13 protein-coding genes are annotated in these 13,461 nt (G+C 43.2%); 3 read left to right on the forward strand and 10 right to left on the reverse strand.

Features of this window, described 5'->3' with window-relative positions; all coding sequences use genetic code 11:
* Positions 1-9: 9 nt before the first annotated feature.
* The 4 genes from FQV26_RS14740 to FQV26_RS14755 all read right to left on the reverse strand — a co-directional run bounded on the left by FQV26_RS14740 (position 10) and on the right by FQV26_RS14755 (position 3,979).
* Positions 10-1,227 carry an MFS transporter gene (locus FQV26_RS14740; protein ID WP_146558300.1) on the reverse strand — a complete coding sequence of 406 codons (1,218 nt, stop codon included), beginning with the start codon at positions 1,225-1,227 and terminating at the stop codon, positions 10-12.
* A 195-nt stretch (positions 1,228-1,422) separates the two neighbouring features.
* Positions 1,423-2,370, reverse strand: coding sequence for a DUF4003 family protein (locus FQV26_RS14745; protein ID WP_146558301.1), 948 nt, complete (start codon positions 2,368-2,370; stop codon positions 1,423-1,425).
* Between the two features lie 54 nt (positions 2,371-2,424).
* Positions 2,425-3,234, reverse strand: coding sequence for a zinc transporter ZupT (gene zupT / locus FQV26_RS14750; RefSeq protein ID WP_146558302.1), 810 nt, complete (start codon positions 3,232-3,234; stop codon positions 2,425-2,427).
* Between the two features lie 100 nt (positions 3,235-3,334).
* Positions 3,335-3,979 (reverse strand): uracil-DNA glycosylase, encoded by a 645-nt coding sequence (locus FQV26_RS14755; RefSeq protein ID WP_146558303.1) that lies wholly within the window; start codon positions 3,977-3,979, stop codon positions 3,335-3,337.
* 297 nt (positions 3,980-4,276) lie between these two features.
* On the opposite strand from FQV26_RS14755, the gene FQV26_RS14760 reads away from it, so the two are divergent.
* Together FQV26_RS14760 and FQV26_RS14765 are read left to right on the forward strand one after the other, a co-directional pair.
* Positions 4,277-4,618, forward strand: coding sequence for a P-II family nitrogen regulator (locus tag FQV26_RS14760; RefSeq protein WP_146558304.1), 342 nt, complete (start codon positions 4,277-4,279; stop codon positions 4,616-4,618).
* A gap of 12 nt (positions 4,619-4,630) precedes the next feature.
* Positions 4,631-5,920: an ammonium transporter gene (locus FQV26_RS14765; RefSeq protein WP_146558305.1), complete on the forward strand. Its 1,290-nt coding sequence runs from the start codon at positions 4,631-4,633 to the stop codon at positions 5,918-5,920.
* A gap of 26 nt (positions 5,921-5,946) precedes the next feature.
* On the opposite strand, the gene FQV26_RS14770 is transcribed toward FQV26_RS14765, so the two are convergent.
* From FQV26_RS14770 to FQV26_RS14795, 6 genes are all read right to left on the reverse strand, one after another.
* Entirely contained in the window at positions 5,947-6,585 is a 639-nt protein-coding gene (locus FQV26_RS14770; protein ID WP_146558306.1) for a phosphatase PAP2 family protein, read from the reverse strand.
* A gap of 173 nt (positions 6,586-6,758) precedes the next feature.
* Complete coding sequence (locus FQV26_RS14775; protein WP_146558307.1) at positions 6,759-7,718, reverse strand: siderophore ABC transporter substrate-binding protein; 960 nt, start codon at positions 7,716-7,718, stop codon at positions 6,759-6,761.
* Between the two features lie 22 nt (positions 7,719-7,740).
* The gene (locus FQV26_RS14780) at positions 7,741-8,502 is read right to left on the reverse strand and encodes an iron ABC transporter ATP-binding protein (RefSeq protein WP_146558308.1); all 762 of its coding nucleotides are present in this window, start codon (positions 8,500-8,502) and stop codon (positions 7,741-7,743) included.
* Complete coding sequence (locus tag FQV26_RS14785) at positions 8,499-9,449, reverse strand: iron chelate uptake ABC transporter family permease subunit (RefSeq protein ID WP_146558309.1); 951 nt, start codon at positions 9,447-9,449, stop codon at positions 8,499-8,501. Before FQV26_RS14785 ends, FQV26_RS14780 begins: the two co-directional genes overlap by 4 nt.
* The gene (locus tag FQV26_RS14790; RefSeq protein WP_146558310.1) at positions 9,442-10,392 is read right to left on the reverse strand and encodes an ABC transporter permease; all 951 of its coding nucleotides are present in this window, start codon (positions 10,390-10,392) and stop codon (positions 9,442-9,444) included. Before FQV26_RS14790 ends, FQV26_RS14785 begins: the two co-directional genes overlap by 8 nt.
* Positions 10,393-10,672: 280 nt before the next feature.
* Complete coding sequence (locus FQV26_RS14795; RefSeq protein WP_146558311.1) at positions 10,673-11,536, reverse strand: DUF6612 family protein; 864 nt, start codon at positions 11,534-11,536, stop codon at positions 10,673-10,675.
* Positions 11,537-11,706: 170 nt separating this feature from the next.
* On the opposite strand from FQV26_RS14795, the gene FQV26_RS14800 reads away from it, so the two are divergent.
* Positions 11,707-13,425 carry an ABC transporter ATP-binding protein gene (locus FQV26_RS14800; RefSeq protein WP_146558312.1) on the forward strand — a complete coding sequence of 573 codons (1,719 nt, stop codon included), beginning with the start codon at positions 11,707-11,709 and terminating at the stop codon, positions 13,423-13,425.
* Positions 13,426-13,461: the final 36 nt, after the last annotated feature.

Here is a 13,461-nt window from a genome sequence, read left to right on the forward strand (position 1 = left end):
TAAGTTATTCTATTCCAACTCCATTTGTTTTGTTTCAGTCCCCAGAAATGCGACAGCCAGAGCACCAATAAGAATAGAGGCACAGAAAATCCCAAAGATTATATTGATTCCAATACCAGCAGTCAACATCGAACCAACGAGAAGGGGTCCGAGAACTCCTCCAATGCGGCCGAATGACGCAGCCATTCCTGTACCGGTTCCACGAATGACTGTCGGATATTGCTCTGGAGAATATGCATATAGCGCTCCCCATGCACCCAAATTGAAGAAGGAAAGAAAAGCTCCGGCAACAATCAATAAAGTGATGGTATCGGCATTACCGAAAGCCAAAGCACTGGCAGCTGTCCCGATCAGATAAGTAACCAATACAAATTTTCGCCCAATCCGCTCGATAAGCCAAGCGGCTGAAAAATACCCAGGCAATTGGGCAAGCGTCATAATCAATACATACTGAAAACTTTGGATCAACGTGAATCCTTTAAGCACCATTACACTCGGCAGCCACAGGAACATTCCGTAATATGAAAAGACGACTGTAAACCAAACGATCCATAGCATCAAAGTAGGGCGTCTGTATTTTTTTGACCAAACCTCTTTGATATTGGTTGAAACCGATCGCAACACATTCTTTTTTGCAGAAAACTGCGGTGAATCCGGCAAATTGATGCGCAGATATAATGCATAAAATGCTGGAAGAGCTGTCAGCAGAAGCGCTACCCGCCAGCCGAAAGACGGAATGATGAAATACGAAATAACCGCAGCGACAAGCCATCCAGCTGCCCAAAAACTTTCCAACAGGACGACGACGCGTCCACGCTCTTTGGCTGGGACACTTTCAGATACCAAAGTAGAAGCAACAGGCAGTTCGCCCCCCAATCCCATTCCGACAAAAAAACGAAGAAGCATAAATGCTGCAAGAGTTGTAGTAAAGGCGGAAATTCCACTCGCGATTGAGAACAGCAACAGCGTTATGATGAATATCTTTTTTCTGCCCACACGATCTGCATAAATACCGAAGACAAACGCACCAACCGCCATTCCGATTGAGTTGACGCTGCCGATCCACCCCATTTGGCTGGAAGTTAACCCCCAGTCTTCGTGCAATGCGGCAATAACGAAAGCTAAAATTCCGACATCCATTGCATCAAAGAGCCACCCTAATCCGGCGACCCATAATAATTTATTTCTTGAAATAGAACTTGAACTTTTCTCAGCTACAGTCGACATTGTCATTCTCCTTGTCTTTACACATGTATAGTTCTGTCTTTACACAACTATACGCTGATGGCGGATTAGTGACAAGCCCCGATGAAAAAGTCAGTTTTTTCTAACAAATGAAGTTTTATATTTAAGAAATTTCCTGTCTTCGTGATTTTTTATCTGTAGTATAGCTAATGATTTATAGAAGCAACATCGATTTGATTAACCCGAAGAATTGTTTGTCGACGAAATAATTGCAGTATTAATACTGACCATCATCGCTGCCTGCTGGGCTTGCATCAAGGTTTCCAGCGAGGCAGAAAATGTCATGGCAGAGATATCTTGAGCCTCCAAATTATCAGCCATCACTTGCTGAACAGCAGTCGAAAAAGCCATATCCTTGTACCAACGGAAGATTTTATTTTTTTCTAATTCACGTGTGTTTCGCACAATTTCCTGGAGGGCTTTGCCATCCACTTGCGTAACTGCCAAGAATCCAAGAATAGGGTACTGCGCTAAGCGGATCTTGAGATTTTCTTCTTTAAAGAATTGATGGATGGCTAAAACCCTGCCCACCATTCCCGGATCATAGAAAGGCGAATCGAAGGTTATAACTTGAGATAGCCATTGAAGATCATTGCCCATAGTGAAGCCTTGTTCACGAAGATCGCGATAGTACATATTCATTGTAGCTGCGCGCTCCTCGATTGACCCCTCTCTATTTCCCAGTAAAGCTGCATATGGGATATCTTCATTTGATGTCAAAAACTTGTGGTGTTTTTTCATCTCTTCGTATAAAGCCTTTGCCCGCACCGCTTCTTCTGGATTTTTCATCAATAGAGCTGCTAGATACGTGTAGGAAGTTTTCCAAAAACCGGCATTATTCAACTCTTTTTGATTTTGATTGATCAATTTCAGTGAGCTTTCCACATCTTCTTCTTTCACTACCATTAAAGCTGCTGCTACATGAAGCAGATGCGAACGCAAAGGCGAGGTCCAGCCCTCGTTCTTCTTAATGATTTCAACCGCTCCTTCATGTACATTCGCATCGAAAGCCTGATTTCTCGACAAGTATATGTTCGTCACCGCCAACGCAATCCGCTTATCTACCGCCCACCCTGCTGTCTTTGATACTTCCGAAAAAGTCTGTTCGATGTGTTTAATGTCCACGTAAAAACCCCCTTTTCTCATTATTACGAGAAAAGAGGGTTAAAAGTTTCAATATTAAACGATCAATACTAAGCTGACTGCCATTACCGCCATGCCTGCCACCAGTCCGTAAATGGACAGATGCGCTTCGTCGTAGCGTTTTGCAGCAGGCAATAACTCGTCCAGTGAGATGAAGACCATTAGACCCGCTACACCAGCGAATATAATGCCAAACAAGGTGTCGCTAAGGAATGGCATCAGGAAAAGCCAGGCTGCAATTGCTCCCACCGGTTCGGAAATACCTGAAAGAAAACTGTACTGGAAAGCTTTTTTCCGGCTACCAGTTGCATAATAAATCGGCACTGATACAGCAATTCCTTCGGGAATATTGTGAATAGCAATCGCAATTGCAATTGCTACACCAAGAGCAGGATCTTGTATGGCTGACATGAACGTAGCAATTCCTTCAGGGAAGTTATGGATCCCAATTGCCAGTGCCGTGAAGATACCCATCTTTCGAAGTCTGGCATATTCATCATTGGTCGGTCCTTCATCCATATCCTCGACTGTTTTTACTTCATGCGGATTTCCCAGTTGAGGCAAAATTCGGTCTAAAACCGCCATGAATACCATTCCGCCAAAAAAACCAGCTAGCGTCAGCCAATATCCCATAGATTCACCATGAGCGTTCGTCAATGAATCTTTTGCTTTAAAAAAGATTTCAATCATCGAAACATAAATCATAACTCCAGCCGAAAAGCCTAAGGATACCGACAGAAATTTCGTATTGGTACGGGATGCAAAAAATGCAAGTAAACTGCCAATCCCTGTGGCCAGTCCAGCTAAAAGTGTCAATCCAAGCGCAAATAAGACTGTACTATCCATAGACATGCCTTCCTTCCAATTCTAGTGAATATGGTTATTGTACGACTAAAGTTTCCTTTGTGCAACTTTTTTTAACAAAGAAAGATTTTGAACTATTCGTTCATTTCACTTCTCTAATTAATTCCTTCAATTTCAGCCAATCGGCATCTTTTAATGCGCGGACAGGAGGATTGTAAAAAACGCTTGCAGGATGAAAAGTAGGAAAGATATGATAAATTTCATCAGTTTTTTTGAATTCACTTCCTTCATCATCCCAGTATAAAATTGGTGTTTCCATTAGGACACCGTGAAGTTCCGTGACTTTTGCCTTTGGACCGATTAATCGCTGCAAACCGACATTTCCTAATGTCACAATTAATGGAGGGTGAACATCTCGGATCTCCTTATCCAAAATAGGAGCATGCGCAATAATTTCTTTTTTAGTCGGTGCCCGATTATATTTCCTTTCGATAATTTCTCCATTGCGCTGTTTTTTAATCCCCCATTTATAAGGCCTGCTTCGGACTGCACTTGTAATATAGACATCTTCTCTCTCCAACCCCACACTTCGCAAAGAGGTCATCAATTCTTTTCCCGCTCGCCCCGTAAAGGGGATGCCTGTTTCCACTTCATTTTCTCCTGGCGCTTCCCCTACCAGCATAATTGCCGGATTTTCTGGTCCACTTCCCCATACAAACCCCTCTACCGGATAACCTTCAATTCTTCGTTTCCCCAATTCAGCTAATTCAGTTGGAATTCTATACATTACATTTCACTCCCAATAATTTTTAGTATATACAGCGAACCTTAAAACCGTACTTTTAACCAGCGCCCGGCTTTTTCCGCAGCGAACGATTTATAAAGACATGAACTGCCCAACTTTTCTTCATTATTTCAATAAAAGAGCAGAAAAGAAATAGCTTAATCGATCTCAGAAATAGAAACTTCTACAGTTTTATTTTCAATAATGTAAGGAAACCTAACATATAAACAAAAAAACCCTTGCATTATCAGAAAATATAAATTAATATGTTAACAAACCTAACATTGAGGAGGAGAAGATATGAAAAAGATTGAAACAATCATCCGACCATCCGTTTTTGCAGACGTTCGCCAAGCTTTGGCACTTGAAGGAATAGACGGTTTGAGTGTAACGGAAATTGCTGGAATCGGAAAGCAGGAAGGCAGAGTCGGGCTTTTCCGAGGGAATGCCTATACCATGGAATTTTCTCCAAAACTAAAATTAGAGATGGTAGTGAGTGACGACAAAGTCGAAGATATCATTCAAGCTTTACTCGAATACGCTTCAACCGGCCAGGTTGGAGACGGTAAAATTTTCATTTTCCCTGTCGAAGAAGCTATAAGAATCAGAACAAAAGAACGCGGCGCAGTCGCGATTGGATAAGGAGGAGATTTGATGGAAGCAGTTCAAAGTTCAGTAGATATGTTATGGGTGATGCTCGGAGCTATGTTGGTATTTTTTATGCACGCAGGATTTGCTATGGTGGAATCAGGATTTACGCGTTCTAAAAACACCTTGAACATTTTAATGAAAAACATGATCACCGTTTCGCTTGGGTCGATTCTTTATTTTATTGTCGGATACGCTCTTATGTTTGGCCCTTCATCTTTTGGATTGATTGGTACAGAAGGATTTGCCTTATCAGGTGTTGAAGACATTGGATTCTTCGTCTTCCAGGCCGTTTTCGCCGCCACTTGCGCAACAATCATTTCGGGAGCTGTAGCCGAACGGATGCATTTATCTGCTTATATTTTATTGACAATCGCTATGACCGCAGTTATTTATCCGATTGTCGGACATTGGGTATGGGGTGGCGGCTGGCTGTCGCAGATCGGATTTATTGATTTCGCCGGCTCAACTGTCGTGCATTTAACTGGTGCAGTCGCCGCATTTGTCGCTGCTTGGAAAATCGGTCCCCGCATTGGCAAGTACAGCGGAAAAACCGTGAATACGATTCCTGGCCATAGTTTACCGCTAGGTGCATTGGGTGTTTTCATACTCTGGCTTGGATGGTTCGGCTTTAACGGAGGCAGTACCTTGGCGGCCGATCCGGCCCTCGTGCCTCCCGTAATCGCCAATACACTATTGGCAGCTTCTGCCGGCGTTATTGCCACCGCTGGCTATACACATTTGCGCTATGGTCGTATTGACGCTTCCTTGACAATGAACGGTGCACTTGCAGGCCTTGTCGGTATAACAGCCGGGGCAGCGAACGTTTCACTCGTCGGCGCCATCGCCATCGGTTTAATAGCCGGGGTTATCATGACTGAAGCTATTCGCTTGCTTGATTCTAAAATTCGGGTCGATGATCCGGTCGGAGCTATTTCCGTTCACGGTATTGCAGGTATCTGGGGGACGCTTGCAATCGGCTTATTTGATACTACTGGTGGATTGCTTTACGGAGGCGGAGCGGAAATACTCGGCATCCAGGCAGTCGGTGTTTTTGCAGTAATTGCCTGGGCTTCAATTTCAACCGGACTGGTATTGTTGGCTATTGGCAGCATTGTTCCACTCAGAGTCACTGCTGAAGAAGAAGAAGCAGGTTTGGACTTTTCAGAACACGGTTCACAAGCTTACTCAATGCAGGATGTTTTGCATGGTTCACCGACAGGCAGCAACGATTCTTTTGCGCATCGGTTGAACCAGCTGGGAGAAGCACCTACTCCGCAAAAACCAACTTCTTAATACACCAAAAGAAGAGGAATTTCTGGCTACTCCAGAGATTCCTCTTCTTTTTGATTTTCCAATTTTTTGCGAAACAGACGTTCACGTATTTCGTACCAAACGGCAATTGCTACGAACCAGGCATAACCGGCGAAAAGTCCCGCTGTTATGTCAGAGAAATAATGTTCTCCTCCTGCTACTCTCGATAATGCGACAATGACTGCCAACGCAGCAGCCACTAGCCAAACTGCCGATTTCTTCGCTCGGGAATCACTGCTTTCTGTGACGAAATAAGCAAGTGTAAAAAGATACAATAAGCCAACCATAGCATGGTTTGAAGGAAAACTGAAAGAGTCCAGGCCGTGCGGCAATTCTGGGCGTGGACGTTCGAACCATATTTTCATGGATTGGTTCAAGACATTCCCGACACCTACGGCGAGAAATACGAACAGCATTCCCCGATAATTTTTTCGTATCAGCCAGAGATAGATAAGCAAGATAAGACTGACAGTAACTATCATCCACGGATCACCTATAAACGACATACCGGCGAGCAGCTTCTGACCAGCAAGCAGTGCTGCTGCTGATTGATCGATTTCGATAATTTCGTCACTGGAGTAGTTGACAAGTATAGCAAAGAAGCCGAGTAAAGTCGCTACTGCCAGCGGATAAAAAATACGCTTCATGGCAACATCCACCCTCTCTTATCGTTACTTACAGTTTATCATAAGCAAAATGAAAAGCCCGCTCAGCCTATCAGCAAACCGGACTGAATGGACCAACAACTGATGAGCCTACACCAGTAAAAAATCAAAAAAATCAGCAAGGATAGAAGATCCCTGCTGATTGAAGTTATTTTTTATTCAAACGCCGATTGTACATCTGTTACCATTTGAGCGACAGATTGCAATCCGCCACCTGACAAGTACCAAAAATCTGGATCCAAGTAGATGATTTTATCATTCTGAGCAGCACTTGTTTTTTCAACTAATTCATTTTCAAGAGAATCTGCTGCACTTGCACCATTTCCAACAACCGCGTTACGATCCACTACGAACATCATGTCGGGATTTGTTTCCAAAATGTATTCGTAAGAAATGCTTTGTCCGTGGGTGGAAGCTTCAATGCCTTCGTCAGCTTGTTTTACGCCGAATACATCATGGATGATGCCGAAGCGCGAAGCTGCTCCATAAGCACTTACTTTGCCTTCGTTTGCGAGAACAATCAATGCTTTTTCATCAGAATCGCTTACTGTCGCTTTTACTTCTTCAATTTGCGTATCAATTGCCGCTAATTCTTCAGCCATTTGATCTTCTTTACCAAAGATTTCACCAAGCGTATTCATGTTTGATTCGAATGATGCCATATAATCCGTAGTATCTACAGCCATATGGATCGTTGGGGCAATATCGGAAAACTCTTGGTACATATCAGCTTGACGTCCAGAAATAATGATCAAGTCCGGCTCCATTGCATTGATCGCTTCGAAATCCGCTTCTTTCAATGTACCAACATTTTCATACTTTTCAGCATCTGCATATTTTTCAAGATAAGTTGGTAATGATTCCTGTGGAACTCCCGCCACAGCTTCAACGCCTAATTTATCCATTGAATCAAGGACACCATAATCAAATACGACTACTTTTTCAGGATTTTTGTTGAAAGTCGTTTCACCAAGCTCATGAGTAACTGTCATTTCTTCCGTCTCTTCCGCCTCAGCATTCGCTGTATCGGATTCTGTTGTTTCTTCAGTTGATCCACAAGCTGCCAGGAATGCGACCATCATTAAAGTAAATGCGACCAATAACCATTTTTTCATTTCGTTTCAAGCTCCTCTTTTTTTAAGAATTGAAATACACGCAAATTCGGCAATTGTTCATCTGCTGAATCGGAATATCCATATCGTAGATTTCTTTTAATGCAGCACTCTGGATAATCTCTTCAGTCGTACCGTCTTTCACTACCCGGCCATTTTTTAAGGCCACGATGCGATCCGAGTACACAGACGCAAAGTTGATGTCATGAAGGACGATAACTACTGTTTTGCCAAGGTCATCGACCAAACGGCGCAGAATCTTCATGATTTGAACAGAGTGTTTCATATCCAGGTTGTTCAAGGGTTCATCCAAGAGGATATAATCCGTGTCTTGCGCAATGACCATTGCAATAAATGCGCGCTGGCGTTGCCCCCCTGAAAGTTCATCCAGATAGGAGTTCTCCATTTCCTTCAAATCCATATAATCGATCGACTGATCCACCATTTTTTCATCTTCATCATTGAGCCGACCTTTTGAATAAGGAAAGCGGCCAAAAGAGACAAGCTCGCGAATCGTCAAACGGACATTCATATAGTTAGACTGCTTTAAAATCGACACGCGTTTTGAGAACTCATTGGATTTCAACTTTTTTGTATTGGTTGAATCAATGAGAACTTCACCGGTATCTGCATCCAAAAGACGGCTGACCATAGAAAGCAGTGTGGATTTCCCCGCACCGTTCGGTCCGATAAAAGACGTAATTTGACCGCGCTGAATATCAACAGAGACGTTTTCCACAACTTGTTTTTTTCCGTACAGCTTTGTCAATTCACGAACTTGGATCATTTAGATCGACTCTCCTTTAATAGTAGATAGATGAAGTAAATTCCACCGATGAAATTGATGATAACGCTCAATGTCGTGTTGAAAGTGAAGATCCGCTCCACTACCCACTGGCCACCGACCAAGGCTACTACACTGATAACAATAGATCCTGTCAATAAAAATGAATGTTTATATGAAGTGAAGAATTGATAAGATAAGTTTGCGACAATCAAACCGAAAAAGGTAATCGGTCCAACCAGCGCCGTGGCAATCGCAATTAAGACAGCTGACAGCACAAGCATTTGTTTCACCAATGCATCGTAGTTTACACCAAGATTAATCGCTGTATCGCGTCCCAACGTCAGAACATCCAAAGATGCATTTTGTTTCCAAGCAAATGCAATCAACAAAGTAATAATGACCAGGGAGGTCCATACCAAATCTGAATTAACATTATTAAAGCTGGCAAACATCCGGTCTTGGATGATTGAAAATTCATTGGGGTCAATCAGGACTTGCAAAAAGGTGGTAATACTGCCGAAAAATGTTCCGCAAATGATGCCGACCAACAAAAGAAAGTAAATCGGCCGATCGTTCTTTTTGAAAAGCAAGCGGTAGAATAACAACGCGAATATCACCATTACGGCGATCGACAGCAAGAAATTCACTTGCTTGTTGACGATTGTAATATGATCTGAACCAAGGAAAAAGATCAGCAATGTTTGAAGCAGCATATACAGTGAATCCAAACCCATAATGCTCGGCGTCAATATCCGGTTATGGGTAATTGTCTGAAAGACAACCGTCGCATAGGCGATAGCAACTCCAGTCAACACCATGGCAAACACTTTGACACCACGTCTTGGCAATGCATAATCAAAACTTCCGTTCAAATCCTGGAACAGGTATACTCCACAAGCCGCTAAAGCCAAGCCGACTAATATGAGCATCTTATGTAGGTCACGCATATGCTTTCCTCCTAAACAATAAGAAGAGGAAAATAAAGCTTCCAATAACGCCGACCATCAAGCTGATGGAAATCTCATACGGGTAAATCAGCACTCTTCCCAAGATATCGCACACCAGCAAGAAAATAGCTCCAAGCATTGCAGTATGCGGCAATGTTTTTTGTAAATGATCTCCTTTGAAGATCGATACAATGTTCGGAATGATCAACCCGAGAAACGGGATAACCCCCACCGTCAAAACAACTGTCGCTGTAATCAAAGCTACGAGCACCAACCCGATGTTGACCACACTCCGGTATTTCATCCCCAAATTTTTGGAGAAATCTTCGCCCATGCCTGCAACCGTAAAACGGTTGGCGTACAAATAAGCGATGATAAAGACCGGAACACTGATGTAGAGAAGTTCATAACTTCCCTTCATAACCATCGAAAAGTCACCTTGCAGCCAAGCGGACATATTCTGAATCACGTCCGCTCGGTAAGCGAAAAACGTTGTGATGGAAGACAGGATGTTTCCAAACATCAAACCGACCAAAGGAATGAATATGGCATCTTTGAATTTGATGCGGTTTAGAATTTGCATGAAAAGGAACGTGCCGGCAAGCGCAAAAGCGAAGGCCACTGTCATTTTTTCCAGCATCGATGCATTTGCGAACAACAGCATCGACACAAGAATCCCAAGCCGAGTGGCGTCCAATGTACCTGCCGTTGTCGGAGACACGAACTTATTGCGGCTTAACTGCTGCATGATGAGTCCTGCCATACTCATCCCTGCACCCGCCAGCAAAATCGCGACCAGCCTTGGCAGACGGCTGATCAGGAATATCTGTGTCTCTTCCGATTGGAAGTCAAGCAAATCAATAATACTGATACTGCTCACTCCAACAAACAAGGAAACGATCGACAGTATGATTAATGTTGGTATTAAATAACGTTTCTTCATTACTGTCCCTCATCTGTCCTCAATAAATCCTTATTGATTATTCGATAGTGATAATCATTATCACTTCCGTACAGGTTTTAGTATATCATGCATGGAAACAGAGTCAATGATTAAATGAGAATAATTTTCAGTTAGCTGAGAATACGGCTCTTTTGTCAAAACTTTGTCAAATAATTAAAAAGCAAACAAAGAGTATACCGGCATGGCATACTCCTTGTTTGCTTTTCAATTTGATCCCGCTAGTCTGCCGAATGAGCAGCATGAAGTTTAGCTCACCGACTTAACCCGCGATTTCTTGCGCTTGCTCTATTACTTCTGCCGGTACAGCAATCGCTTCGATTTCATTGTATTCGCTGTAATCAGCCTGTATGTCTGATTTAATGTTCATCGGTTCCCCTTCTATATTCATATCCATGTCCATTTTCATGTTCATGTTGTTCGTCAGGAAGGTCTCTTTATCAATATTGATGATGTAATTTACCGAATGAATGGTCATGTCTTCGAGTCCCATCTGCGCTTCGATTTCCATTTGGCCCAAAGTTTTCTCCAACTGCTGATCCATTAACTCCTTAAACTTTTCTCCTGAAGCATCAAGCGTCAAAATGTACTCATCTGCTGTTTGCTCAAAAGTAAAATCATTTTGGAACTCAGCCAATTCTTCCAGTTGTTGAGATGGATCGGCTGTCTGCTGGTCTGCCAGCCCCTTTAAATCTTCAATGCTTTCATCCGGCATTTTTAACCAAGTATCCATTGTTTCTTCGTACATGTACAAGCCTTCTTCTGCAAAATACATTTCCATATTCATCGGATTGGTATTCTCAATGTCTTCTGAAACAATGGAAGTCTCTGCTGTTTGATGGAAAGCCAGTGGATCAGTTGCCATGTCCATCGCGGAGTCCACCTTCATGTTGATCACCATGCCGTCCGGCTGCATAGTCATCACTTGATCGGTTACAATATCTGCATGCAGCCCTGTAATTTCCCCAGAAGCTTCAACTGATTTTGTGTACACCTCTTCTGCAGTTAAATCGCTGTCTTCACCTTTTGCCGATTCATCTCCAGATGCCGGTTCCGCTGTTTCTCCACAAGCTGAAAGGCCGATGGCTAAAGTGGCTGTACTCATAAACATGATCCATTTTTTCAAAATGATCATCCTCCTGTCAGTTTATTTTAATTTCCTTATAATTCAAACCTGTCTATTCTACGAAAAATGTTGGGAAAAGTTTCATATTCACTATTTACCCTAATTCTGTTCGTTTATTTCATCAATTTCGATTATACTTTTTATTGTGAGAAAAAAACGAGGTGGAATTTTTGAGATTAAAACATTTTTTTAGTTATTACAAGCCGCATAAACGGCTCTTTATCATTGATTTTTCCAGCGCCGTCTTTGTGGCTATCCTGGAACTCGCATTTCCAGTCGCTGTTCAATGGTTTATCGACGATCTGCTGCCAAGCGGCAATTGGGGAACTATCACTACCGTCAGTTTCCTGCTGTTGGCCGTATTCCTATTAAGCACCTTCTTGCAGTATATCGTCAGCTATCTTGGACATAAACTGGGCATCAATATCGAAACGGATATGCGTGAAGAACTATTCACTCATGTCCAGCGGCAATCGTTCCGTTTCTTTGACAACACTAAGACCGGACATATCATGAGCCGCGTCACCAACGATCTTTTTGATATTGGTGAACTTGCCCATCATGGACCTGAAGATTTTTTCATCGCTATCATGACGTTCTTCGGAGCATTCGGCATTATGTTCTGGATCAACCCCAAACTGGCGCTTGTGACTTTAATCGTCATTCCGTTCCTAATCTGGCTTATCACTTTCTGTAATGTGAAGATGAACCAAGCCTGGGGCAGCATGTATGGAAAAATCGCTGATGTTAACGGCCGAGTAGAAGACAGTGTGTCAGGTGCACGAGTCGTGCAGTCGTTTACGAATGAAGAATTTGAAATCGAGCGTTTTAAAACGGATAACGACCGCTTCCGTCTGGCCAAAATCGTTGCTTATAAAGTGATGGCAGCGACACATTCAAGCATCTATATGATGACTCGTCTTCTGACTTTAATTGTGCTGGTTTACGGAGCATGGCTCAATTTTCAAGGTGAATTGTCTTATGGTGAACTCGTCAGCTTCGTTCTGTTCTTGAATGTACTGATCAAACCGATTGACAAAATCAGTGCATTGCTTGAACTGTATCCAAAGGGCATGGCCGGCTTCAGCCGATTCCGTGACCTGATTGACCAGGCACCAGACATCAACGACCGGAAAGGTGCGGTAGCCGTCCAGAAATTAAACGGCAATATCACCTTCGATAATGTCCATTTCGGCTATGATGACAATAAACCCGTTTTGTCAGGCATTGACTTGAAACTTCAGGACGGGGAAACCGTTGCGTTCGTTGGCCCTTCAGGAGCCGGGAAAACAACTATTTGTTCATTGATTCCCCGGTTCTATGACATTCAACAGGGAAGCATCTCTATTGACGGCATGGACATCCGGGATATGACCAAGCATTCCCTGCGTTCACAGATCGGCATTGTGCAGCAGGACGTCTTCCTGTTTACGGGAACCATTCGCGAAAACATTGCATACGGCAAGCGCGATGCCAGCGAAGAAGAGATTTTAGCTGCTGCTAAAAAAGCTCATCTTGAAGATTTTGTATTAAAACTGCCACAAGGCTATGACACCCAGATCGGGGAACGTGGACTGAAATTGTCCGGCGGCCAAAAACAGCGCCTTGCTATCGCTCGCATGTTCCTGAAAAACCCGCCCATCCTGATTCTGGATGAAGCTACGTCTGCACTCGATACGCAAACAGAGCGAGTCATTCAGGAAGCATTGGCTGAACTCGCTGAAAACCGTACCACTTTGATCATCGCCCATCGTCTCGCCACCATTCGCGATGCTGACCGCGTAATTGTAGTAACGGAAGACGGCATTGCCGAGCAAGGCGGTTACAGTGAATTGTTGGAAAGCGACGGCATTTTCGCAAATCTCCATCGCATCCAATTCCAGCAATAAGAAAGCCTGAAGACTTCTTCAACATGCTGAAAAGGC

Source organism: Planococcus sp. CPCC 101016 (assembly GCF_007859295.1).
GTDB lineage: Bacteria > Bacillota > Bacilli > Bacillales_A > Planococcaceae > Planococcus.

Coding starts and splice junctions, on each gene's coding strand:
- FQV26_RS14740 (WP_146558300.1), bottom strand. CDS start 1,227: ATGTCGACTGTAGCTGAGAAAAGTTCAAGTTCTATTTCAAGAAATAAA.
- zupT (WP_146558302.1), bottom strand. CDS start 3,234: ATGGATAGTACAGTCTTATTTGCGCTTGGATTGACACTTTTAGCTGGA.
- FQV26_RS14755 (WP_146558303.1), bottom strand. CDS start 3,979: ATGTATAGAATTCCAACTGAATTAGCTGAATTGGGGAAACGAAGAATT.
- FQV26_RS14760 (WP_146558304.1), top strand. CDS start 4,277: ATGAAAAAGATTGAAACAATCATCCGACCATCCGTTTTTGCAGACGTT.
- FQV26_RS14765 (WP_146558305.1), top strand. CDS start 4,631: ATGGAAGCAGTTCAAAGTTCAGTAGATATGTTATGGGTGATGCTCGGA.
- FQV26_RS14770 (WP_146558306.1), bottom strand. CDS start 6,585: ATGAAGCGTATTTTTTATCCGCTGGCAGTAGCGACTTTACTCGGCTTC.
- FQV26_RS14775 (WP_146558307.1), bottom strand. CDS start 7,718: ATGAAAAAATGGTTATTGGTCGCATTTACTTTAATGATGGTCGCATTC.
- FQV26_RS14780 (WP_146558308.1), bottom strand. CDS start 8,502: ATGATCCAAGTTCGTGAATTGACAAAGCTGTACGGAAAAAAACAAGTT.
- FQV26_RS14785 (WP_146558309.1), bottom strand. CDS start 9,449: ATGCGTGACCTACATAAGATGCTCATATTAGTCGGCTTGGCTTTAGCG.
- FQV26_RS14790 (WP_146558310.1), bottom strand. CDS start 10,392: ATGAAGAAACGTTATTTAATACCAACATTAATCATACTGTCGATCGTT.